Below are 22,956 nucleotides of genomic sequence, written 5' to 3'. Positions count from 1 at the left end.
AATAGCAGCTTATATCCACTATGCTCGCGAACATAGATACCTTATTTTGGAGTAATTTAGCCTTTTTAGAGGAGGTAGAGCTACTTTTGGTTAGAATTGCTGTATTTTTTGTAGAATCCACATTCTTGGTCGAATGATGTTGTATAAAGTGCAACAATTCTACCTAGAATCCACCTCATATCCCTTCGATGTTGCATAATGTACAACAATTTAGCCCCAAACAGAGATTTTGCGACAAATGGGTTCGAATTGTTGTACAAACTAATACAAACTACAACTTTTACTAGCAAAATAGCCTTTTGGCATGTGAATTGTTGCAGAATCTACAACATTGGTAATCACGATAGCTCATCGAAATCGAAGTTGCCAAGGCCTTTTGGCATGTGAATTGTTGCAGAATCTACAACATTGGTAATCACGATAGCTCATCGAAATCGAAGTTGCCAAGTTAACTGTGGTTAAAGCTTACTTTGGTCACTTTGAACTCATTCTATCGAAGTAGCAATCGTTATCAATGGACATTAAAATAGATGACCCCCGGCGAATACCGAATAATGGAGCCATCTAGTAGAACAGAAGAGGGGGGAGGGCGGAAGGGCGCTTTGCGGTGGACCCCGCATCCATCCCTCCCGTGCACAAAAGTATGGGTTTGCACGCAAAAGGACCGTCAGGGTGATCTTCCCTGACGGTTTTTCTTGTCGTCATCATCCTAGGAAATAGTGTAGAGCTGCGTCTAACTCTCCTTGCCAAAATCCCCATAAATGTTTCCCTGGCTTTTCGATGTAATGCAGCGTGACATTTTTGTTTTCCATCTCAGCTTTGGCCAGCCGGTTTTCTCTAACGAAATCAAAAGTCCCTCGTTCCGTTTTTACATCTGTTTCATCCAGGCCAATCAACATATACAGCTCAAGCCAGGACAAGTCGTCCTCCGCTTTGATACGTTCTCTGGTAATGTCGAAAAATGCGCCAGATAAGGATATAACACGGCAAAAAAGGCTAGGATAATCTAAGGCGAGATGCAAGGACACGGTCCCCCCAAGGGAATCACCCGCCACAATGCGTTCGTTCCGTTCGGATCGAATCGGATATCGGCTTTCTACATAAGGGAGGAGCTCCTCTGCAAAGAAACGGCAGTACGCATCATGACGTTCACCCTCAGGCGCATATTCCGAAGTGCGGTTACTATTATTCACATCGACACCGACGACAATGGCGGGCTCCAAGCCTTCATCTAGAATACAGCGCGTGATCGTAGTCGCAATTCGGCCGAAATTAAAGAATTGTTCACCATCTTGGCAATAAATGACCGGATAGGAGAGCAGTTCGTTGTAACCGGGAGGGAGATAAATGCGCAAGGAGCGATTTTCTCCGAGAAGGACAGAGGTGAGTTCATCTTTCACAATCGTTCTTTTATAAAAGCGAGAGTCATCCGACATGGTTGTGCTCCTTTAACTTTCTCTTAGACCTAATTTGGTGAAGCAAGTGTAAGCTTGTTGTTTAGAGGGTAATGTGTATTATAGCAGTTGTAAATTTTGTGTTAACTGTATTATATATTTTCTGGAACTGTACTATTCACTTCGGTGAAAAAAGGTCATATAGCACAAGGATGCTGGTGTACAATTCACAAAAACAGGTTTATAATAATACTATAACAGAAGTGAAGCTAGCAGGCACCAAAATCATATAAGAGGTGAAATGGTATGAGTAAGCCACTTGTCAGCCAAGCGAATTATGAAGTGACCACAGAGAAGGTTGAGCCTTTACAGGTTCTAGCTCCAGACGGCACAATTGTTAATTCCGACAAAATGCCTAAACTTAGTGACGACCAATTAAAAGAATTAATGAGAAGAATGGTATTCACCCGCGTATGGGACGAAAGAGCAGTTAATCTCGGTCGCCAAGGACGTCTTGGTTTCTATGCTCCGGTATCCGGACAAGAAGCTTCGATGATCGGTAGTGAATTTGCATTAAATAAAGACGATTTCATTTGCCCGGGTTACCGCGATATGCCACAGCTTGTTTGGCACGGTCTTCCGCTTTATCAAGCATTTTTGTATTCCCGCGGTCATCAGCATGGCGGACAAATTCCGCAGGATGTACATGTATTAATGCCGCAAATCATCATCGGAGCTCAAATTTTGCATGCTACTGGTGTGGCTATGGCATTCAAGAAACGTAACCAACCGCGTGTAGCGATTACGTACACAGGCGACGGAGGAAGCTCCGAAGGTGACTTCTATGAAGGCATGAACTTTGCAGGAGCATTCAAGCTGCCTGTCATTTATTTTGTACAAAACAACGGTTACGCAATTACGACTCCTTATTCGAAGCAAACGGGAGCACTTTCTGTTGCGCATAAAGCACTTGCTGCCGGTATCAAAGGCGTGCAAGTTGACGGAATGGACGTATTGGCTGTAGTTCAAGCTGTTACAGAAGCTGCTGAAAGAGGACGCAGAGGCGAGGGCGCTACGTTGATTGAAGCATTGACTTACCGTTACCGTCCGCATTCCTTGGCGGATGATACGACGAAATACCGGACCAAAGATGAAGAGAGTGATTGGGAGCCTAAGGATCCGCTTACGCGTATGCGTCTGTTCTTGACTAAAAAAGGTCTCTGGAGCGAAGAAGAAGAAGCTGCGGTGAAAGAAGAAGCGAAAGCAACTGTTGCTGAGCATATCAAAAAAGCGGAAGAAACAGAGAAAATGACGGTTCCAGGCTTAATTGACTCTATGTTCGAAATAACACCGGCACATCTTGAAGAACAGAAGCAAGCGTATAAATAGATGATTACGAGCCAGATTTTTCTGGCGAAAAACTCAGCTTAAGCTTACGAAGTAAGTTTTCTCACGAAAACAATTAGGAGGCACGGAGAAGTCATGGCACAAATGACGATGATTCAAGCGATAAAAGACGCAATGCGCGTTGAACTGGAAAGAGATCCTAATGTAATTTTGTTCGGCGAAGACGTTGGCCATGTTGGTGGCGTATTCCGTGCTACGGAAGGTTTACAAAAAGAATTCGGCGAAGATCGCGTATTCGATACGCCTCTTGCTGAATCTGCTATCGGCGGACTTGCTGTTGGGCTAGGTATTCAAGGCTTCCGTCCGATTGCTGAAATTCAATTCGTAGGCTTTATTTATGAAGCGCTTGACCAAATTTGCGTGCAAGCAGCTCGTATGCGTTACCGTTCCGGCGGCCGTTACAACTCGCCAATCGTATTCCGTACGCCTTTTGGCGGCGGTGTAAAAGCGGCTGAGCTGCATACGGATGCACTTGAAGGCCTACTTGTTCAAACGCCAGGTATTAAAGTTGTTGTTCCTTCCAACCCTTATGATGCGAAGGGACTGCTCATTGCCGCGATTCGCGACAATGACCCTGTCTTCTTCATGGAGCATTTGAATTTATACCGCGCATTCCGCGCAGAAGTACCGGAAGGCGAATACACCATTGAGCTTGGTAAAGCGAACGTTGTTCGCGAAGGCTCAGATGTGACTGTTATTACTTACGGGGCTATGGTTCACACATCTGTGAAAGCTGCTGAAGAGATTGAGAAAACACAAGGCGTGAAAGTTGAAGTCATCGATCTTCGTACATTAATTCCGCTTGATATCGAAACCATTGTAACTTCAATTAAGAAAACAAACCGTGCGATTATCGTACAAGAAGCGCAAAAAACATCCGGTGTAGCGGCAGAGGTAATTGCACAGATTAATGAAAAAGCGATTCTGCATCTGGAAGCTCCTGTTTTGCGTATTGCTCCGCCAGATACAATCTATCCGTTCGCACAAATCGAAGACGCTTGGTTGCCTAGTCCAGCAAGTGTCATTGCAGGCATTAATCAAGTACTCGAATTCTAATCACAGTCGAAGGTAATAGGAGGTTGTGCACGTGGCATTGTTTGAATACAAGTTCCCTGAGCTTGGTGAGGGCATACATGAAGGCGAGATCGTAAAGCTGTTGGTTAAAGCGGGTGACACCGTAACAGATGAATCGATTCTTATGGAAGTACAGAACGATAAAGCGGTCGTTGAAGTTCCTTGTCCGGTTGAAGGCAAAGTCGTTTCCGTTGCCGTAAAGGAAGGACAAGTTTGTAATATTGGCGAGCTCGTTATGACGATTGAAGTGACAGGCGAAATGCCTGCTGAATCGATGCATCATAAGGGCGACAGCCACGCTGCGCCTTCGGCTGCAACGGCGGCTCCTGCTGCTGCCGTGGCAGTGGCAGCACCGGCAGTGGCAGCAGCGCCTGCGGCAGCTGCTGTAGCAATAGCCGCGCCAAGCGCTGGCGCGGGCCGCGAAGTGCTTGCGACGCCTAGCGTACGCAAGCTGGCAAGAGAGCAAGGCATCACACTCGCAGAGGTGACGCCTACAGGTAAGCACGGCCGCGTAACACGCGAGGATGTGCTTGGATTTAACGGAGCTGCGGCGGCAGCTCCGGCAGCAGCAGAACCAGCTGCGTCATCAGTAGCAGCTGGTGAAGCGCAACCTGCGGCGGCTGCGCAGCAGGTTGTCGCGGGCGATCGCGTCGAAGAACGAGTTCCTTTCAAAGGAATCCGTAAAATTATCGCGAACGCTATGGTTAAATCCGTGTACACGGCTCCGCACGTGACACTAATGGACGAAATCGACGTATCAGCACTAGTCGCACTGCGTGAGCGCACGAAGCCACTCGCCGAGAAAAAAGGCGTGAAGCTGACTTACCTGCCTTTCATCGTGAAAGCATTGGTTGCAGCTTGCCGTCAATTCCCAGCATTGAACGCGATGATCGACGAAGAGAAACAAGAAATTGTCTACAAAAAGTACTACAATATCGGGATTGCAACAGATACAGACAACGGCTTGCTCGTTCCTGTTATCCATGATGCAGACCGCAAAAACATATGGTCGATCGCTTCTTCGATTAAAGATCTTGCCGTTCGCGGACGCGAAGGCAAACTGGCTCCGAACGAAATGAAAGGCGGCACGATCTCCATTACGAACATCGGTTCCGTAGGCGGCATGTTCTTCACACCGGTTATCAACTTCCCTGAAGTTGCGATCCTGGGTGCAGGCCGTATCACGGAGAAACCAGTTGTGAAAAACGGACAAATCGTTGCAGCATCGGTTATGGCGCTTTCCTTGAGCTTCGACCACCGTATTGTGGATGGAGCGACAGCACAAAGCTTCCTGAACTACATCAAACAGCTTCTGGCTGATCCAGAGCTTCTCGTCTTGGAGGTGTAACAGCATGGTAGTAGGAGATGCTTCTTTAGATATTGATTTGTTGGTTATTGGTGGAGGTCCTGGCGGTTACGTAGCCGCCATCCGTGCTGCTCAGCTTGGGCAAAGCGTTCTGATTGTAGATAAAGCGGAATGGGGCGGCGTGTGCTTGAACCGCGGCTGTATCCCTTCCAAAGCTTTGATCTCTGCCGCTCACACGTATGAGCATGCTCAGCACGCTGACAGCATGGGTATTTCTGTAGAGAACGTGAAAGTGGATTTTGCAAAAGTACAAGCATGGAAAAACAGCATTGTTGCTAAACAAACAGGCGGCGTTAGCGCGCTGCTCAAAGGCAACAAGATCCAAACGTTCCAAGGTGAAGTGATGTTCATCAATGAGCATGAAGCACGTGTGTTCAATGATGCAGAAGCTCCGCGCTACCGCTTCAAGCACTGCATTATCGCGACAGGTTCCCGTCCGATTGAGCTGAAAGCATTTCCTTACGGCGGAAGAATCATTTCTTCCACAGAAGCGTTGAACTTGCCTGAAATTCCGAAAAGCATGGTCGTTATCGGCGGCGGCTACATCGGAATCGAGCTTGGTCAAACGTACGCGAAGTTCGGTACGAAAGTAACTGTGCTTGAAGGATCCGATCATGTGCTTCCAGGCTTCGAGAAAGAATTGACGAAGCTTGTTGCGCGCAATCTGGAGAAAGTCGGCGTAGAGGTTCATACTGAAGCACTAGCACAATCCTGCACGAAGACAGAAAATGACGTAACGGTTACGTTCACAGTAAAAGGAGAAGAGAAACAAGTAACAGCGGATTACGTATTAGTAACCGTTGGTCGTCGTCCGAACACAGATGGCGAGCTTGGTCTTGATCTCATTAACTTGAAACTGACAGATCGCGGTTTGATCGAAGTCGATAACCAAGGTAGAACGAGCATTCCCCATATTTTCGCGATTGGTGATGTTGTACCTGGTCTTTCATTGGCACACAAAGCTTCCTATGAAGCTAAAGTGGCTGCTGAAGCGATCGCGGGTCACTCCAGCATCGTAGATTACAAAGCAATGCCTGCTGTTGTATTCTCTGATCCGGAAATTGCTGGCGTAGGTCTGAGTGAAACAGAAGCTAAAGCACAAGGTATCAATGTAACAATTGGTAAATTCCCTTATGCAGCAAACGGTCGCGCTAACTCTTTGAACGCAGGTCAAGGCTTTGTGAAGCTTGTCGGCGACAAGGAAACAGGCCAACTGCTTGGTGGTCAAATCGTGGGTCCAGAAGCATCTAACTTGATCGGTGAGCTTGCTCTTGCGGTTGAGATGGGCGCTAACTTGGAGGACATCGCACTTACGATTCATGCACATCCAACATTGACGGAAATGATCATGGATGCCGCGGAAGGTGCGCTTGGTCACCCGATTCACCAGCTTGGTAAATAATTAGCTTTTATTCCATTAGTTTCTCTACCTTTAGATAAAAAGTCCCGAGAGTTTGGCATTAGCCGCTCTACGGGACTCTTTTATTTCTTTATGACCTAACCATTTCTTCGTGCAAAATCTACCATGAAATCGGCTAAAGCCTGACAAGCTTCTAATGGTACTGCATTGTATGCCGAAGCACGCAGACCTCCGACGCTTCGATGTCCGGCCAAGCCTTCAAAGCCGTTAGCCTCTGATTCTTCGATAAACTGACGCTCGATTCCTTCATTGGCCATCCGCCAAGTGATATTCATATGCGAACGATTGTTAACTTCGATGATTCCCTTGTAGAATCCTTCGCTATGATCAATTACATCATAAATAAGGGCAGACTTTATGCGATTAAGCTCTTCTAATTGCTCTACGCCGCCTTTGTTCACTACCCATTTTAGCACCAAATGCATCATGTAAATGGCGTGAACAGGCGGCGTATTGAACAGTGACTTGTTTTTGGCGAATGTTTCATAGCGCATGATCTCAGGGATCGTCTTGGACGCTTTCTCCAGCCAGTCTTCGCGGATGATGGCAACTGTAACGCCTGCTGGTCCTAGATTTTTCTGGGCACCGGCATAAATCATCGAAAACCTCTCTAGATCAAGCTTTCTGCTGAGGATTTCACTTGTCATATCGGCTACAAGAGGCGTGCTCCCCACTTCCGGAATTTTATTATAACGGGAACCTTCAATCGTGTTGTTCATGGTGATGTGAGTGTATGCCGAGTCAGGTGCTAGTTGGTCTGCCGATAACTCAGGGATACTGCGCCATTGCTGGTCTTTGGAGCTTGCCGCGATATGTGTAAGCCCGACATAAGAAGCTTCTTTATAAGCTTTTTCTGAAAAGCTCCCCGTTAAGACATAGTTGGCCGTCTGATTCGTGTTTAAAAAGTTTAAAGGAAGGAGAGCGAATTGTGTGCTTGCCCCTCCACCCATAAAAAGGACTTCATACCCGTTAGGCAGGCCGAGTAAGCTCAGAAGAAGCTGCTGGGTTTCTTGATTCAGATCCTCAATCGTACGGCTTCGATGAGACATTTCAAGCAATGAAATACCTGTCTCTTGAAAGTCCACAAATTGCTCTTGTGCCTCTTCAAGTACTTCCAAAGGCAGTGCAGCGGGTCCTGGGTTAAAATTGTACCGTCTTTTCGTCATTTTTAATTACCTCCCGTATGTGCTTAAAAAAACAAAAAACGCCCTCATCCGATTGGGACGAGGAGCGTTCGCTCGCGGTGCCACCCAATTTAAGAAACATTCTGGTGAATGCTTCTCCACTTGGTTCCGCGGTAACGGGCGGTGCCGGTTAACTTAGAATGACTGACTTTGCTGAGTGCAAAGGGTTATTCTTGGCGAAAACGCCTCCGAGTTGGAATCTCTTCATAGGCACGATCAGGTATGGATATTGAGTAGAAGTATAAGCTTATTTGCAGAAAAGGTCAATCATTATGGTGGTCCACGTGCTTTTCATTTCATTTTCAGAAAGATGGGGTATATTACAATTATTAATATGAGTTGGAGGAGTTAAGATGAGCTCTCAGCAAAATCTAAAAGTAAAACAATCATGGATTCCTAAGAATGAACGTATATGGGTATTTGGTGCGATGGCAGTGTCGTCAATCTATATCCTGTGGCAGCTTTGGAGTCTTTTTCATTTACCCTCAGCAACTTTGCATAATCGCCGTTTTGAGCATATATTTAAAGATTATGGCTCCAATGCCCGAATAGCCTTATTCGTCGTATTAGCGAATTACGTTTTAACATTTATCATTAAACAGCATATTTTGGGAAAATTAGCTTTTCTGAAAAAAGGTTTAGTTATGCTGCTTCGGGTTGTAAAAAAATTCCATACATCGATTGCCATTTTGGCTATCGCACTCATTACTCTCCATGCGGTTGCCGTTTTTATGTATGGTTTCAAATGGGATTTCAACAACATTAGCGGGCTTCTTGCACTTATCGTCCTGTTACCAGTACCAATTTCGGGTTTATTCCGATACAGAAGACTGGATAAGAAATGGCATTTAAGATGTGGACTAGCATTTGCTGTATTATTTTTGATTCACGCATTTCTATAGCCGTAAATCTAAGGAAGGTGGCGGTGGCGCTATGCATATCTTGCTGGTTGAGGATGATGTGAAGCTGGGCGAGCTGATTCAATATAAGCTTAAAAAACAACTATACCAAGTGGAATGGGCATTAGATGCAGACAATGCAATGGCATTCATTGAAAGAGCCGCCTTTGATATTTATATCTTAGATTGGATGATTCCTCATAAAACCGGAATTGAGTTATGCAAAGAAATCCGGTTGAAGAAGAATCGAACGCCTATCCTTATGCTAACCGCACGAGATTCCGTTACGGACCGCGTTCAGGGTTTAAATGCAGGAGCAGATGATTATTTGGTGAAGCCATTTGCTTTCGAGGAACTGATTGCTCGTCTTATTGCCTTATACCGTAGAAAAGAAACGAATTGGGAAGCGGATACCAAAATTTTTGGAGATACGCTTGTTATCGACCATAGTACTTTCGAAGTGAGTAGAAACGGCGTATCTATCCCACTTTCACGCCGCGAATTTCAATTGTTATCGTTTATGTCACAACATCCCAAACAAATATTAAGCAGAGAGCAGCTGATTGACCGCGTATGGGGCATAGATGCCGAGATTACACTCAATACAGTCGATGCCACTATTAAATTACTGCGTAAAAAGCTGGACGACCCATTTTCCGATAAAATCATACAAAATGTACGAGGACTTGGTTACCGCTTAGCTGTAGAAGGGGGAGAATGATGTTCGATCGCACAAGAAAGCAACTGACGATATTTTTCGGCAGTATCCTTGGCGTTGTTATCATTCTCATAACGGCTTTTTTTTATCTGATTCTACAAGAAACCCTTCAACACAATGAAATTCAGAAATTAGAAGATCTAAAGAATAAAATGTCCCAGCAATGGGAACATCGCATGGAGGAGCAAAAAAAAGGAAAGCGTCCTATGGAGCATGAAGTCAAGAATGTCGAATGGATCTTCCTACTTTCAGATGAATTAATTGTTTGGGTGAGTCCGGATGAGAAAACTCAGATCTCTCCTAGTCGTTACTCAGCAATGTCCAATCAACTGTTAAATTGGGCACAACGAAACGAAATGAAAAGTGGGAAAGGTGAACGTTTCTATGTAGAAACAGGGGAGGAAAGGCAGACCTTCCTGGTTAGCTCTCAAATCTTAAATGACGCTGGCGGCGTATATTGGATGGCCATAGACATAACCTCAAATTTAGCGCTTTTGGATACAATCAGGTTAATCCTCTTGCTTTCTACCATTGTTTTATTATCCATAGCGATCTGGTTAGCTTATTTTTTTGCTGGCAAAGCCATGGTTCCTATCAAAAAATCCTATTATCAGCAGGTTGAATTCACAACGAATGCCTCTCATGAGCTAAGGACGCCGCTGAGTGTTATTCATTCCTCCGTTGAATTATTAGAGGAGTGCAAGGATGCATTGCCCGAATTCGAACAGCATGTTCTGGATAGTTTACAAGATGAAGTGAAAAGGATGATCCGGCTTGTAGAGTCCTTACTAACTTTAGCTCGCAGTGATTCGAAATCTTTACAAATGAAGTTGGATAAGGTTGATTTAGTTCAAGTTTCTCATCAAATATATCAGGCGATACAGCCACTGGCACTCAAAAAAGGAGTTCATTTATACCACGATTTACCCGAGAATAATCATGGATCAAACTTCATTATTGGAAATATAGATCAGATCAAACAACTCCTTTACATTTTACTTGATAATGCAATTAAGTATACGCCATCTGGCGGACAAGTGAAGATTTCATATCGGGGCTCACATAACGGAAAAACAACGCTGCAAATCGCTGATACGGGTATTGGCATACCAAAGGATGAGCTGGCTCGCATTTTTGAGCGTTTCTACAGAGTGGACAAAGCACGTTCGCGTGAATTAGGCGGTGCAGGATTAGGCCTCTCTATTGCCGCTGATATCATAAGCAATCTCGGTGCTTACATTCATGTTACGAGTGAAGAAGGAAAGGGGAGCTTTTTCGAAATTGAATTCCATGCATAGCTGATTTCAGTTTAATTTCATTTACATGTTGTATCATGTATCTATCAGACGAGAGATGAAGTAGCATGTAAAAACTATTTTCCTAAATTGGAGGTATGCATATGGCCAAAATGGATAAAAAGTGGGTTGTCCTTTGTACTACAGCCATAGGCGTAATCTATAGCGCTGGGTATTTGACAACAGAAACGCAAGCCACTTTACAGGAGCCTCAGCAGCAAATAAAAACCAATATTCATTCAGTCAGCAGCCAGCTCAAAAGCCAATATAAGAATGGAACTTTCGAGGGAAGCGGAAGTAATCGACGGGGATCCATTGGAGTTCAAGTGACCATTATCAATGATAAAATAACCGATGTGGATATTAGTCATTTTGCCATGCATTATTCTAAAAACGACGTTGTTGGATTACCTCAAGAAGTTATTCAAAAGCAGAGTGCTCAGGTAAAGAATGTTTCAGGAGCGACGTATAGTACACAAGCATTCCAGGATGCAATTGAAAACGCGCTTAAGCTAGCGAGAAAAGCGTAATGGTCCATATTGTGACAAAGTCCAAGTTAATGATGGATACTGTAGTAGAAATTAAGGTCGTTACCTCCCTTTCATTGCCTGAAGTTGAGCCTGTGATTGCGCAAGCTTTTGAGGCATTTCGGAACGTAGAGCAAGCTTGCAGCCGTTTCACTCCTGATAGTGAATTAATGAGAGCCTGTCAACAGATTGGAACCCATGTCCAGATCAGCTCCTGGTTATTTCAACCGTTAAAGTTTGCTATGGAAATGGCGGAATGGACACAAGGGATATTCGATCCAACAATCGGGAAAACAATGGAAACCTATGGCTTCAATCGACATTATCTAACTGGAGAAACCCTTTCAAACTTAGCTGAGGATAACGCTTCCTATCGGGATATTGTCTTAAGCGATGATGACCGAACGATGTACTTGCATAAGCCGCTGGTGATTGATTTAGGTGCGGTTGCGAAAGGATTTGCGATTGACTTAGCCTCCCGGATGTTAGCTAACTTTCACGGTTTTGTCATTAATGCTGGAGGAGACCTTTATGCTGGAGGGTTAGATGAAACAGGCCATGCTTGGCGCATCGGAATTCAGCATCCGGCGCACAAGAATCAAATAATAGACGCCGTAGAAATATCCAACGAAGCGGTATGTACATCTGGAGGCTACGAGCGCAAAAGTAAAGTGAGAGAAGATATCCATCATATTATTAACCCGAATAGCAAACAGTCTCCCCATGAGTTGAGCAGTTGCAGTATTGTGGCCCCGTACGCGATGATGGCAGACGTATTCTCAACAGTCGTATGTTTATATGGCTTGGATCAAGGCAAAAGATTACTAAATGAAATGCAGCTGAAGGGGATATTGGTAACGTCGAAGTATCACGTGGAAAGAGTAGGAGGGATATAAGTGTCAACCCATCCATGGCATAAAAAACCGAAGAGCTATGTCATCATTTCCTTGGTTGGCATTCTACTTATAGCCGCGACATTTTCTTCAGATATAAAAGGACTTTATCTTGCTAGTATTGCTCTGGTTACAGCAGTAGGGGTTGATTTAATTTGCTTTCGTTTGGGCAAAAGAAAAAGATGGCTTCCGGACGGAGCGGTGATCACGGGGCTTATTATTGCCTTAATTTTAAGCACAGCAACCCCCTGGTATATTGTGGCTATTACGGCAATCATGGCAATTTTATCTAAGCATCTTCTCGTGTATAACAAAAAACCGGTATTTAATCCAGCTGCCTTCGGCCTACTCTTATCTATTCTTTTTTTCCAAACTGGGCAAAGCTGGTGGGGCGCATTCGGAGATCTTCCAGAATGGACAGTTGCATTCCTTTTACTAGGCGGTTACGCGGTTACCAATCGCGTGAACAAATTCCCTCAAGTGTTTGCATTTCTTAGTATGTATTTTTTGTTATTGCTCCTAATGGGGTTCATGCATGTTGGAGACGCTGCCGATGCATTTCGGCCTCCTTTTATAAACGCTTCATTGTTCTTTGCCCTGTTTATGTTGACAGATCCACCAACCTCTCCAGCCTCCAATAAGGATCAAGTGATTTTTGGTTTGCTGAGTGCCATAGCAGGTGTTGTTATTTATAGTTTTTTTGGTGGCCTGATGTACTTATTTATCGGACTGCTCATTAGTAATGCTTATCACGCAGTTAGATCGAGAGCATCATAGTATTACTGAAAACCGCCTTTTTAAAAGGCGGTTTTCTTGTAGTCCAAAATTTAAAGAAATTTGACCTTTGGCGAACTGGACAAAATAAGATAAAGTGCTTTTTCTACTTGTTGTTCCATTACCAATTACTTCACAGTCTTATTATAGGCGCCGATTTTCTCCGTAATGCTCTTTGCGGCTGCATCCAGCGCTTCCTTCGGCGCCTTCTTACCTGTAAGAGCTTCTTCGACTGCAGTTTCTACAAGCTGACGCGCTTCCGGGAATACACCCATGACAGCACCTTGTGTGGCTTTATTAGGCTTTGTATTGTGCAGTTGATCGATTGCGGTTTGGAATTGTGGATATTTGGCAAGGTTATCCTTCACCAGCTGCTCGTCGTAAGCTTTCTTCGTAATTGGGAAGTAGCCCGTGTTGACATGCCACCAAGCTTGCGTTTGTGGGGTGGTCAGGAATTTAATGAACTCCCATGCGCCTTTTTGCTCTGCTTCGGATTTGTTGTTTAAGATGTAGAGACTTGCGCCACCGACTACAACACCGCCATCCTTCGCATCAGCTGGTTTAGGCAGGGTGCTGGTTCCGACTTGGAATTTACCGTCAGCACCGCTCACGATCCCGCGTAGCGAAGCTGTGGAATCTAATGTCATAGCGACTTGGCCAGCCAAGAACGCTTTCTTCGTATCATCCGTCTTGCGTCCTAGGTTAGAAGCAGTTTTGTTGTCGACCATTTGCTTCCACCATGTCAAAGTCTTCACGCCTGCTTCACTACCCACCATAGATTCCGTAGCTGCGGCCGTACGACCGTTACCATTGTTAAGGTATTCGGCACCTTGCCCGGCAAAGAACTGCTCCATGAACCATCCGTAGATGGCAAAGGATGCGCCTGCTTTACCGTCTTTGCTTAATGCTTGAGAAGCTTTGGCGACATCTTCAAAGGTCGTTGGCGGCTTTTCAGGATCAAGACCGGCAGCTTTAAACATGTCTTTGTTGTAATAGAGAATCGGATTCGATGTGTTGAAAGGCATGGAATACAGTTTGCCATCGAATTTATAGTAATTCAGAATATTATCTTCCAGTTGGGAGAGATCGAATTTATCCGCATCGACATACTTTTGGACGGGTGTAATGGCTTTGGAATCGATCATGAAACGGGAGCCGATTTCGTATACTTGAATCAGAGAAGGGCCGCTTTTGGTATCCATAGAAGCTTTCATTTTATTTAAGCTTTCATCGTATGTACCTTGAAAAACAGCTTCAACTTGTACATCCTTTTGGGAAGAGTTGAAGTCTGCAACAAGCTTATCTACGGCTTTGCCGAGCTCACCGCTCATGGAGTGCCACCAGATAACTTTAACTGGTTCAGCCGATTTTTTCGTTTCTGCGACTGTAGGAGAAGCGGATGATTTACTATCTGCAATACTGCCTGATGTAGTCGTTTCAGCTTTGCCGCAAGCGCTAGTCAGCAGCACTAAGAGTGCTGTTAATGCGATAGATGTAGTTCTCATTTTCAATGTCTTCATTGTTTTCGTTTCTCTCCCTTATCATTTCTATATTTATGGAAATCTGAGTCAGCTTATTGCTGAGCAGAGCAGCCATCTTGCACGGAACTAACCTTTCACGGCACCAGCAGTAAGTCCTCGAACAAGCTGCTTTAACCCGAGTACTAAAAGCAATAGTGAAGGCAGCAAGACGATTGTTACACCTGCTAAGACCAAGTTCCAAACGGTTAATTCTTCGAATTGAAGCATGGCGATGCCAATTTGAACCGTTCGCATGGCCTCGCTGTTCGTGATGAGAAGTGGCCATAAGTACATGTTCCATGAGCTAAGAAACGCATAGACAGTTAGCGTTGCAAGTGCCGAGCGGCCTAGGGGCAGCACAATTCGGAAAAAGCAGCGAAAGTGCCCACAGCCATCAATTCTTGCTGCTTCGAACAGCTCCTTAGGCAGCTGTAAGAAAAATTGTCGCAGAAGGAAGGTGCCGAAAGCAGTCGCCAGGAATGGAACGGTTAAGCCCTGAACGCTATCGAGCCAGTCCCATTTTTTGACCGTCAAATAGTTTGGAATGATGGTCACTTCCCATGGAATCATCATGGTAGCCATGAATACCGCGAAGATAGCGGCTTTACCCTTGAATCGAATATTAGCAAAAGCATAAGCGGCCATACTGGAGGTCATGAGCTGCCCTGCGGTAATGATGATCGAGACGACGAAGCTGTTGGCAATAAATTTACCGATAGGGACTAATTTGAAAACGGCGACTATACTGCCGACATATAAGCTGCTCGGCCAGAAGCGGGGCGGATAGGCCGATGCTTCTTCAGGTGTCATGAATGCTGCGGTAAACGTATAAAAAATAGGGTACAGCACGAGTGCAGCTAAAATGATCAACAGAACATAAACAAAGCTATTTTGTAATCGATGGGTCATTGATAGTACACATTCCTTTCAAAAACTTTAAATTGCACAACGGTGAAAATAAGGATGATAGTAAACAAGACAAGGGCTTGAGCACTGCCCGTCCCGAATCGGAAGTTGATAAAGGCATCCTGATACAGGCTGTATACAAGGACATCTGTGGAATTAACAGGTCCGCCTTTAGTCAATATGTGAATCTGTCCGAAGGACTGAAATGCACCTATAATCGACACAATGGTGACGAAGAACACCGTCGGTGATAGCAAGGGGAATATGATTTGGATAAAGGTACGGAATGGACCTGATCCGTCGATCTTGGCGCTATCATAGATCTCTTCTGGAATTCCTTGCAGACCACTCAAAAGTACAATGTAGTTGAAGCCGAGATTCATCCAAACCGTCATCATTGAGACGGAAAGCAGTGCCCATCTTGGATCTGTTAACCAAGCCACTGGCTCTAAGCCAACCATGCTCAGTAAGTAATTCAACATCCCGACACTCGGGTGAAATAGCATCATCCAGATCACCGCAGAAGTTCCTACGGATAGAACAACCGGCAGCGAGAAGATGAATTGGAAGATTCGCATGCCCTTCAAGTGATTATGAGTTAGTGCCGCGAGCAAAAGCGCAAGAACAATGCCGGTTGGCACGGTAAAAAGTGTAAAAAGTCCTGTGACTTCTAAACTTTTATAGAATCGCTCGGAAGTGAAGATAGCAATGAAGTTATCGAAACCAACGTAAGAAGCCACTCTTCCTCGCGGATCAGTCTCGTGAAAGCTCAGATAAAAGGTTTGAAACAGGGGATAAAATAGGAAAATCGCAAACAGCAAGAGCGAAGGGAATAAGAAAACATAACCAAGCAGCGTTTCCGCCAATTTCTGATTGATAAGCGTACGGGGAGGTTGCTGCACTTTTTCTTTTGGCTTGGTTGTTGCAAGTGGTAAATCTCTATCCATCGTATTCATGTGGTGCTCCTTCACGAACGTTATTAGACTAGTACTATGTTATTAGCTTAACGAAGCTTTATTTGACCCATGTTAAATAGAAGTTAATAATTTGTATATTTCCCCCATATCTTTACGTAACCTTTACGAATGAATACTGGGCAAGAGCGAGTCATTTCATCTATAATTTGAGCATAGTAGAAGCTTATACGTTGGGAGTGTCAAACAATGAACAAACATAAACCGATTATAATTGGACATCGCGGAGCGGCTGGGGAAGCGCCGGAGAATACGCTAGCTTCTTTTGCGTTAGCTATGAAACAAGGGGCAGAAGGCATCGAACTAGATGTACATATAACGAAAGATGGAGAGATTGTCGTCTGTCATGATGCTGCGCTCGATCGAACGACGAATGGTTCCGGACTTATTTGCGATCACAGTTGGAGTGAATTGAAGTCGTTGGATGCTGGCTCTTGGTTTTCAGAGGCGTTCAGGGGGGAACGGCTACCGCTTCTGCGTGAAGTATTCGATATATTGCCGCGAGGATTCTTCATCAATGTGGAAGTGAAGCATGCTTATGAAGGGCGAATGGAGAAGGCACTTCTATCATTTTTGCGTGAAAGCAGCAGGATGGAAGATGTGGTCATTTCTTCTTTCGATCACAAAGTGATTCGCCGCATTAAGCAAGCTGAGCCTGGGGTGAAGGTAGGGTTGTTGTACGCTGCAAACCTCATTGATCATACGGCTTATGCTAGGCAAACGGGTGTAGATGTGTTTTCGCTCAATCCTCATCATCACTGCATAGAACAAGAAGATGTTGCAGCGGCAGTAGCCTCTGGGCTTGCTGTTTATCCTTATACGGTGAATGACTTGGCCGATTATCATAGGATGATTGCTTATGGTGTTTCCGGAATAATTACCGATTACCCAGCTAGGCTTAAGGAGCTATTGAACCAGTAGTATGGTAGAATATGGGTATCATAGTTTGGAAGGGGAATCGTATGAGCGAAAACAGCTTAACTCAAATTGGGCAAATTTCAGTAAATGCAGCTGATATTTCTAGAGCCGTTGCTTTTTACCGCGACACATTAGGCATGAAGTTTTTGTTTCAAGCTTCTCAAATGGCTTTTTTTGAATGCAATGGCATTCGATTGATGCTAAGCTTACCTGAAAAACCTGATTTTAATCATCCTGGCTCTGTTATTTATTATAAGGTGGAGGATATTAAGCAGGTCTATGAGGCTTTTGTAGAACGAGGTGTGTCCTTTATTAGTGAGCCGCATGTGGTAGCTAATATGGGCAGCTTTGATATTTGGATGGCTTTTTTCCGGGATACAGAGGGAAATACTTTGGCGATTACCAGTGACGTTCCTATTGGCAATTGAGATGTTTTTAGAGAGAGACTTATGCAGTTGGATGCATCGGTCTTTTTTTTTGTTGAAATTGGAAATTATGCGGGATGCAGATCCGTAGATAAGTTTTGTTCAATGAACTGGGGGATAGGAAGATGAACAAGTAATATCTTACAATAGAAAAGGACGGTTAGTTGAAAAGTCGATTTGCGACCGCTTGCGCTTAAACAGTACGGACGGTCATTGGAGAAGTCGATTTCCGACCTCTCTGCGCTTAAAGGAAGCGGAAATAGCGGTAAAGTTGGTGGGGGAGCGCTGAGAAGAGCATATTTGCCACAATTGGAGGAACGAGAGGCCGCTATTTTGAGGTTTTTGGCGAAAATGACCAACTTGCGGAACGTCGGTTCGCTATTTTTCGTAAATCCTGTTAAATCATTCGAAAAAGGGGAAATAGCGAATCGTCGTTCCTCTTCGAGCCGGAAAACGGCTATATATTAACAAATAGCGAACTGACGTTCCGCAAAACAAACAAATTGATCTAAAATAAACCTTCGTTCCTTCGAAGAAGGGAAGTTTACATGAAAATAAGCAAATAACGCCTCATCATCAAGACGTTAGCGTCATAGAAAATAAATCCTCCAAGAGCGGGTACTACGCAAAGTTAGTACTATCAGATTCCGTGCAGAAGCATACAATGGAATTATGATCAGGTATTAAGAGAAGCCCAAAAGCTTATGCGTACGAATCCAGTTTAGCCCAAAGCAAAGCTCAGCTGACTTACGAAGACAGCTTTGCTAAAGCAAAGCTCAGCCGATGCTTACGAAGACAGCTTTGCTAAAGCAAAGCTCAGCTGATGCTTACGAAGATAGCTTTGCTAAAGCAAAGCTCTTAGGAGGAGTCCCAATGATCAAATGGTTGTTTGTTGCTCTGTTAAAGCTGTTACTTCCCCTATTGCGACCAGTTTTGATGACAAGCTTTAAGGTTAAAGTTAGGGGAATGGAGCGACTCGATTTATCGGAGAAAACGGTGCTTATTCCTAATCACGTCTCTTTACTGGATGCTGTGCTATTAGCTCTGATACTGCCAAAGGAAGTAGCATTTGTTGTAAACACTAAGATTGCAAAGCGGTTTGCTTGGTTGCTCCTTTTTCGGACGAATATCGCGGTAGATCCGTTGAATCCCTACTCGGTACGGACGATGCTCAGAACTGTTCAAAGCGGAACGCCTCTTGTTGTTTTTCCAGAAGGACGAATCACAACAACCGGGGGCATGATGAAGGTATATGGCGGGATTGGCTACATTGCCCTGAGATCTCAGGCTCGTATGTTGCCGGTTGCGATTAATGGACTGGAGCATTCGAAGCTATCTTACCTTCGCGGCAAATTGAAGCAGTTCTGGTTTCCGGCCGTGAGCATCACGTTTGGCGAAGCTTTTCAAGTGCCCATGAGTGAACTTGTCTCGAGGCGAATTCAGAAGGAGCGGGCAACGGATATCATTCGCAGCCGTATGCAGAATCATTTGCTGGAAAGCCGAATGAAGCCTGAGCTTAATTTATTCAATGAGATGCTAGTAGCTGCTAAACTTCATGGTAATTCTACGGTAATTTGTGAAGATATCATAAGTGATTCCGCTATAACATACCGCAAATTACTGCTCACAACGTATACGATGGCAGGGCTTTTAAAAAAGCTTCTTAAGGAAGAGAGCCGTGCTGCCGTGTTATTGCCTAATGCTGCTGCACATGTAGTCACCTTGTTTACATTATTCCGATTAGGAGTAACACCGGCGGTATTGAATTATTCGGCCGGTAAGCAGACGATGTTGGATGCTTGCGAAACAGCTGCTGTGAAGACGATTATTACGTCTAAAGCGTTCATCGACAAAGCGGGACTTGCCGATTTTATCCATACCGCTAGCGGTGCTTTCAAGATTGTTTATCTCGAAGATGTTAAACAAAGTATCACTTTTAAACATAAATGTACCGGTATTTTCCAATATATACGGAAAGTCAATGGACCCGTTGGCTCCGGAAAGAACGAGGTTGTTCTTTTTACATCAGGCAGTGAAAGTAAACCGAAGGGGGTCGTCCTGACACACCGTAATGTGTTTGCAAATATTCAGCAGGCCAAGGCTGTAATTGCCTTTAATGAATCGGATATTGTGCTTGGCGCGATGCCGATGTTTCATTCCTTTGGATTGACGGCAGGAACGATGCTGCCTATACTTTCCGGTATGAAAGTGGTGCTTTACCCTAATCCCTTACACTATAAAGTCATTCCGGAGCTAGTCTACGATCGTAATATTACGATTCTGTTTGGGACTTCAACTTTTCTATCGGCTTATGCGAGAACCGCACATGCATATGATTTTGCCCATTCACTCAAATATGTGGTGGCTGGTGCTGAGAAGTTGAAGGAGGAAGTCCGTCAAACCTGGTCGGATAAATTTGGGATTCGGATTCTGGAGGGGTATGGCACAACGGAGACAGCTCCGGTCATTTCGCTTAATACACCGATGTATGCAAAGAAGGGTACAGTGGGGAAAGTGCTGCCAGGTATGGATTACCGTTTGGAAAAGGTGGAAGGAATTGAGCTTGGCGGTAACTTGTTGGTGAAGGGGCCGAATGTGATGAAAGGGTATCTCATTCATGGTCAAGGCTTCGTCCCATGCCCAGAGTGGTATAGCTGCGGAGATGTTGTTCATATAGATGATCAAGGGTATATCTCGATTCAAGCAAGGCTGCAGTCTTTTGCCAAAATTGGAGGGGAGAAGGTGTCACTGCCGATGGTGGAGGAACTTGTGATTGCAAGCTTGCCGCCTCAGGCGATATGCGCAGCGGTTAGTGTGCCTGATATGCGAAAAGGGGAGCGGATTGTTGTCTATCACAATATCCCCGATGTACAGCTTCAACAAATCAGAGAGTCTATGAAACAGCAGGGCCATCCCTCCTTCTACATGCCTTCGGAGCTTCGTTATGTGGAAAAACTTCCTCTTCTAGGAAGCGGGAAAGTAGACTATGTGACAATCAAGCGATCGGCGCTGAAGGATGATCATGAAACCTAAAGGGAGCGAAATGTTATGAAAATGAATCCACTCCAGACACTGTATGTAACGCAATTTCTTTCCGCTTTTGCCGATAATATGATTCTCTTCATTACCCTAGCCATCATTAAACAACATGCATTCCCTGATTACTATATTGGCGTTGTGCAGGCTTGCTTTCTTATTGCCTTCGTCATTTTCGCACCGTTCGTTGGGGCCTTTGCAGATAAAAATGCGAAATCGCAGGTCCTTCTCATCGGAAACGCCATCAAAGCCATTGGAATTATAGCGCTGTTCCTACATCTTGATCCTGCTGTCAGCTACGGAATTGTCGGGTTAGGAGCCGCGGTGTATTCACCAGCCAAATATGGCATTCTTCCTTCTCTTACGCATTCGGAAAGCGAACTGCTGAGCGCCAATGCACGAATTGAGGGTTATACGATAATGGCTATTCTCGTCGGTTCTGTGTGTGGCGGAGTCTTGGCGAAAATCTCGCTTTCCGGGTCTATTGTTGCTTGCTTCGCGCTATATTTGATTTCATTACTTTTAACGCTGCAAATCCCTAGAATTTCAGGCAATTCAAGTATACGCTACGTCAAAGAGGCCAGGGCATTCCTAACGGATATGAAGCTCTTGTTAAAAGATCGCACGACTCGCTTTTCTCTGGTAGGTACGGGTTCATTCTGGATGACTTCTTCCGTCGTCCGACTTGCGATTATCGCATGGGTGCCGGCACATTTAGGCATACAGTCTGTCGATCAGATTTCGATGCTCGTTGCCGTCACGGGCATAGGGATTATGGTTGGCGCACTAATGACGCCTAAATTGATTCCGGCACGCAAATATTATAATTCCTATGTATTTGGGATTGTCATGATTATTAGCATATTGCTGTTCCCGCTTATTACAAACTTATATGTAACCATAGGACTTCTGCTTCTCGTAGGCTTCAGCGGCGGCGTATTTATCGTACCGATGAATACCGTGCTTCAAGATAAAGGACAGGTAATGGTTGGGGCTGGCAAAACGATTGCTGTTCAAAATTTCCTCGAAAATTCCATGATGCTCGCAGGTGTAGGCATATACACACAAATATCCAAGGATGGTTTATCACCTGATATCTCGATCATGGGAATCGCTGTTATACTGGCTGGCTTCGTAGGATACCTGATTATACAGCGTCAGCGCTTGAAAATAGCCGTGTAAGTTTACCTTCATTTACAGATGACCCGATAACGGTTAAGGCAGAAGGTACAATCTCGATTTGGAGCGGTGTTGATCCGGCGAATTCCCCGTCTGCTTGGATGAGTAAAGGAATTTGTGTACGAAGTGAAATCGACGTCCCTTTATAGAAAGAAACCGCGGGATGATGAATATGCTTGCCTTGATAAACGGTGAAAAGAATAGGCAGCAATCGGAATCGCCCTCTGCTTTGAATCACGACAACATCAGCTAAGCCGTCGTGAGGAGAGGCAGCAGGGCATATTTGAATAGATCCTCCGTAAAAGGGGATATTGGCGACAGCTGCAAGCCACATGTCAGGCAATTCATGAACCGTGCCGTCAACTTCTAGCCATGCTGTGCAGGGTTGATAAGTGGCGAAAACTCTTAAGATCGAGATAAAGTAGGACAGCTTTCCGAGTCCAATGCGATTGAGAAATTTTTTGTAACTAGCCTCGTTTGTCAATTTGGCCACCATCCCATCGAAACCTGCACCAATGCTATTCACAGCAATCATTCCGTTCCTTGCACGCAGAAGATCAATTTGAACTTTCTTAGTCTCCGATAGTGCGGCTTTTAGTGCTTGTATAGTATGAGTAGGAATGCCATAAGCCTTGGCAAAATCGTTGCCTGTTCCAGCTGGAATGACCGCAAGTGGACAGTTTAATCCAGTATGTTGCAGTTGCGATAACCCTCCGGCAGCCTCATGAATCGTTCCATCCCCACCGATAACAAACAGACTATCGACACTGTGCTCTTGAACAAGTGTGATTGCGTGCTCAGTGGCTTCTCCTGCCTTTGTAGTTACTTTTGCCAGATAAGAGATATGATTTACCTGAAGATAAGTCTCTATTTCTCTCCAAATATTTGCTCCTTTACCATCCCCCGAAAGAGGATTCACGATAATTCCGATCAACTTCATTTCATTTAGCTCCGATCTATCCTGGAAATGGCATAAATTGTATGCAAGATTTCTGTGATTTAAGTATCTATTTACCTTATTTTGTCTTTACATCGATAACACTGTTT

20 protein-coding genes are annotated in these 22,956 nt (G+C 44.6%); 14 read left to right on the top strand and 6 right to left on the bottom strand.

All coding sequences use genetic code 11. The features are described 5' to 3' along the window. Nucleotides 1-704 precede the first annotated feature (704 nt). The gene (locus tag ASG93_RS24545; protein ID WP_056836204.1) at nt 705-1,436 is read right to left on the bottom strand and encodes an alpha/beta hydrolase; all 732 of its coding nucleotides are present in this window, start codon (nt 1,434-1,436) and stop codon (nt 705-707) included. Nucleotides 1,437-1,700: 264 nt separating this feature from the next. Between ASG93_RS24545 and pdhA the strand changes: the two genes are divergently transcribed. The 4 genes from pdhA to lpdA all read left to right on the top strand — a co-directional run bounded on the left by pdhA (nt 1,701) and on the right by lpdA (nt 6,643). Continuing rightward, a complete protein-coding gene (pdhA, locus tag ASG93_RS24540) occupies nt 1,701-2,783 on the top strand; it encodes a pyruvate dehydrogenase (acetyl-transferring) E1 component subunit alpha (RefSeq protein ID WP_056836202.1) in 1,083 nt (360 codons plus the stop codon). Between the two features lie 93 nt (nt 2,784-2,876). Then, nucleotides 2,877-3,857, top strand: a complete 981-nt coding sequence (locus ASG93_RS24535; RefSeq protein WP_056836200.1) for an alpha-ketoacid dehydrogenase subunit beta — start codon at nt 2,877-2,879, stop codon at nt 3,855-3,857. Nucleotides 3,858-3,888: 31 nt separating this feature from the next. Continuing rightward, a complete protein-coding gene (locus tag ASG93_RS24530; protein WP_056836198.1) occupies nt 3,889-5,223 on the top strand; it encodes a dihydrolipoamide acetyltransferase family protein in 1,335 nt (444 codons plus the stop codon). Nucleotides 5,224-5,227: 4 nt separating this feature from the next. After that, nucleotides 5,228-6,643, top strand: a complete 1,416-nt coding sequence (gene lpdA / locus ASG93_RS24525; protein ID WP_056836196.1) for a dihydrolipoyl dehydrogenase — start codon at nt 5,228-5,230, stop codon at nt 6,641-6,643. Nucleotides 6,644-6,738: 95 nt separating this feature from the next. Here the strand turns inward: lpdA and serC are convergent, their stop codons facing one another. Further along, nucleotides 6,739-7,827, bottom strand: a complete 1,089-nt coding sequence (serC, locus tag ASG93_RS24520) for a 3-phosphoserine/phosphohydroxythreonine transaminase (protein ID WP_056836194.1) — start codon at nt 7,825-7,827, stop codon at nt 6,739-6,741. 371 nt (nt 7,828-8,198) lie between these two features. On the opposite strand from serC, the gene ASG93_RS24515 reads away from it, so the two are divergent. From ASG93_RS24515 to ASG93_RS24490, 6 genes are all read left to right on the top strand, one after another. Further along, nucleotides 8,199-8,747, top strand: coding sequence for a hypothetical protein (locus ASG93_RS24515; RefSeq protein WP_056836192.1), 549 nt, complete (start codon nt 8,199-8,201; stop codon nt 8,745-8,747). A 31-nt stretch (nt 8,748-8,778) separates the two neighbouring features. Beyond that, complete coding sequence (locus ASG93_RS24510) at nt 8,779-9,465, top strand: response regulator transcription factor (protein ID WP_056836190.1); 687 nt, start codon at nt 8,779-8,781, stop codon at nt 9,463-9,465. Further along, a complete protein-coding gene (locus ASG93_RS24505) occupies nt 9,462-10,760 on the top strand; it encodes a sensor histidine kinase (RefSeq protein ID WP_082615070.1) in 1,299 nt (432 codons plus the stop codon). Before ASG93_RS24510 ends, ASG93_RS24505 begins: the two co-directional genes overlap by 4 nt. 101 nt (nt 10,761-10,861) lie before the next feature. Continuing rightward, on the top strand, nt 10,862-11,287 hold the full coding sequence (locus ASG93_RS24500) for an FMN-binding protein (RefSeq protein WP_056836187.1): 426 nt from the start codon (nt 10,862-10,864) through the stop codon (nt 11,285-11,287). Further along, nucleotides 11,287-12,180 carry an FAD:protein FMN transferase gene (locus tag ASG93_RS24495; RefSeq protein WP_056836186.1) on the top strand — a complete coding sequence of 298 codons (894 nt, stop codon included), beginning with the start codon at nt 11,287-11,289 and terminating at the stop codon, nt 12,178-12,180. The genes ASG93_RS24500 and ASG93_RS24495 overlap by 1 nt, the downstream gene beginning before the upstream one ends. Continuing rightward, nucleotides 12,181-12,954, top strand: coding sequence for an RnfABCDGE type electron transport complex subunit D (locus ASG93_RS24490; RefSeq protein ID WP_056836184.1), 774 nt, complete (start codon nt 12,181-12,183; stop codon nt 12,952-12,954). A 125-nt stretch (nt 12,955-13,079) separates the two neighbouring features. On the opposite strand, the gene ASG93_RS24485 is transcribed toward ASG93_RS24490, so the two are convergent. The 3 genes from ASG93_RS24485 to ASG93_RS24475 all read right to left on the bottom strand — a co-directional run bounded on the left by ASG93_RS24485 (nt 13,080) and on the right by ASG93_RS24475 (nt 16,333). After that, on the bottom strand, nt 13,080-14,471 hold the full coding sequence (locus ASG93_RS24485) for an ABC transporter substrate-binding protein (RefSeq protein WP_056836181.1): 1,392 nt from the start codon (nt 14,469-14,471) through the stop codon (nt 13,080-13,082). A gap of 87 nt (nt 14,472-14,558) precedes the next feature. Then, nucleotides 14,559-15,380, bottom strand: coding sequence for a carbohydrate ABC transporter permease (locus ASG93_RS24480; protein ID WP_056836179.1), 822 nt, complete (start codon nt 15,378-15,380; stop codon nt 14,559-14,561). Next, on the bottom strand, nt 15,377-16,333 hold the full coding sequence (locus tag ASG93_RS24475; RefSeq protein WP_082615069.1) for a carbohydrate ABC transporter permease: 957 nt from the start codon (nt 16,331-16,333) through the stop codon (nt 15,377-15,379). The genes ASG93_RS24480 and ASG93_RS24475 overlap by 4 nt, the downstream gene beginning before the upstream one ends. Nucleotides 16,334-16,540: 207 nt before the next feature. On the opposite strand from ASG93_RS24475, the gene ASG93_RS24470 reads away from it, so the two are divergent. The 4 genes from ASG93_RS24470 (at nt 16,541) to lplT (ending at nt 21,912) form a co-directional block, all read left to right on the top strand. After that, a complete protein-coding gene (locus tag ASG93_RS24470) occupies nt 16,541-17,272 on the top strand; it encodes a glycerophosphodiester phosphodiesterase (RefSeq protein ID WP_056836177.1) in 732 nt (243 codons plus the stop codon). A gap of 41 nt (nt 17,273-17,313) precedes the next feature. After that, a complete protein-coding gene (locus ASG93_RS24465; protein WP_056836175.1) occupies nt 17,314-17,697 on the top strand; it encodes a VOC family protein in 384 nt (127 codons plus the stop codon). 870 nt (nt 17,698-18,567) lie between these two features. After that, on the top strand, nt 18,568-20,727 hold the full coding sequence (locus ASG93_RS24455) for an AMP-binding protein (protein WP_056836172.1): 2,160 nt from the start codon (nt 18,568-18,570) through the stop codon (nt 20,725-20,727). A gap of 15 nt (nt 20,728-20,742) precedes the next feature. Continuing rightward, nucleotides 20,743-21,912 carry a lysophospholipid transporter LplT gene (gene lplT, locus ASG93_RS24450; RefSeq protein ID WP_056836170.1) on the top strand — a complete coding sequence of 390 codons (1,170 nt, stop codon included), beginning with the start codon at nt 20,743-20,745 and terminating at the stop codon, nt 21,910-21,912. Here lplT and ASG93_RS24445 read toward each other — a convergent pair. Next, nucleotides 21,878-22,849 carry a diacylglycerol/lipid kinase family protein gene (locus ASG93_RS24445; protein WP_056836168.1) on the bottom strand — a complete coding sequence of 324 codons (972 nt, stop codon included), beginning with the start codon at nt 22,847-22,849 and terminating at the stop codon, nt 21,878-21,880. The genes lplT and ASG93_RS24445 overlap by 35 nt on opposite strands. Between the last annotated feature and the right edge of the window lie 107 nt (nt 22,850-22,956).

Source organism: Paenibacillus sp. Soil787, from assembly GCF_001429545.1.
Classification (GTDB): domain Bacteria; phylum Bacillota; class Bacilli; order Paenibacillales; family NBRC-103111; genus Paenibacillus_E.
This window is presented reverse-complemented; position numbering and strand designations above follow the sequence as displayed.

Coding starts and splice junctions, on each gene's coding strand:
- lplT (WP_056836170.1), top strand. CDS start 20,743: ATGAAAATGAATCCACTCCAGACACTGTATGTAACGCAATTTCTTTCC.
- serC (WP_056836194.1), bottom strand. CDS start 7,827: ATGACGAAAAGACGGTACAATTTTAACCCAGGACCCGCTGCACTGCCT.
- ASG93_RS24480 (WP_056836179.1), bottom strand. CDS start 15,380: ATGACCCATCGATTACAAAATAGCTTTGTTTATGTTCTGTTGATCATT.
- ASG93_RS24445 (WP_056836168.1), bottom strand. CDS start 22,849: ATGAAGTTGATCGGAATTATCGTGAATCCTCTTTCGGGGGATGGTAAA.
- ASG93_RS24515 (WP_056836192.1), top strand. CDS start 8,199: ATGAGCTCTCAGCAAAATCTAAAAGTAAAACAATCATGGATTCCTAAG.
- ASG93_RS24465 (WP_056836175.1), top strand. CDS start 17,314: ATGAGCGAAAACAGCTTAACTCAAATTGGGCAAATTTCAGTAAATGCA.
- ASG93_RS24475 (WP_082615069.1), bottom strand. CDS start 16,333: ATGAATACGATGGATAGAGATTTACCACTTGCAACAACCAAGCCAAAA.
- ASG93_RS24485 (WP_056836181.1), bottom strand. CDS start 14,471: ATGAAGACATTGAAAATGAGAACTACATCTATCGCATTAACAGCACTC.
- lpdA (WP_056836196.1), top strand. CDS start 5,228: ATGGTAGTAGGAGATGCTTCTTTAGATATTGATTTGTTGGTTATTGGT.
- ASG93_RS24470 (WP_056836177.1), top strand. CDS start 16,541: ATGAACAAACATAAACCGATTATAATTGGACATCGCGGAGCGGCTGGG.
- ASG93_RS24495 (WP_056836186.1), top strand. CDS start 11,287: ATGGTCCATATTGTGACAAAGTCCAAGTTAATGATGGATACTGTAGTA.
- ASG93_RS24535 (WP_056836200.1), top strand. CDS start 2,877: ATGGCACAAATGACGATGATTCAAGCGATAAAAGACGCAATGCGCGTT.
- ASG93_RS24505 (WP_082615070.1), top strand. CDS start 9,462: ATGATGTTCGATCGCACAAGAAAGCAACTGACGATATTTTTCGGCAGT.
- ASG93_RS24455 (WP_056836172.1), top strand. CDS start 18,568: ATGATCAAATGGTTGTTTGTTGCTCTGTTAAAGCTGTTACTTCCCCTA.
- pdhA (WP_056836202.1), top strand. CDS start 1,701: ATGAGTAAGCCACTTGTCAGCCAAGCGAATTATGAAGTGACCACAGAG.
- ASG93_RS24510 (WP_056836190.1), top strand. CDS start 8,779: ATGCATATCTTGCTGGTTGAGGATGATGTGAAGCTGGGCGAGCTGATT.
- ASG93_RS24500 (WP_056836187.1), top strand. CDS start 10,862: ATGGCCAAAATGGATAAAAAGTGGGTTGTCCTTTGTACTACAGCCATA.
- ASG93_RS24545 (WP_056836204.1), bottom strand. CDS start 1,436: ATGTCGGATGACTCTCGCTTTTATAAAAGAACGATTGTGAAAGATGAA.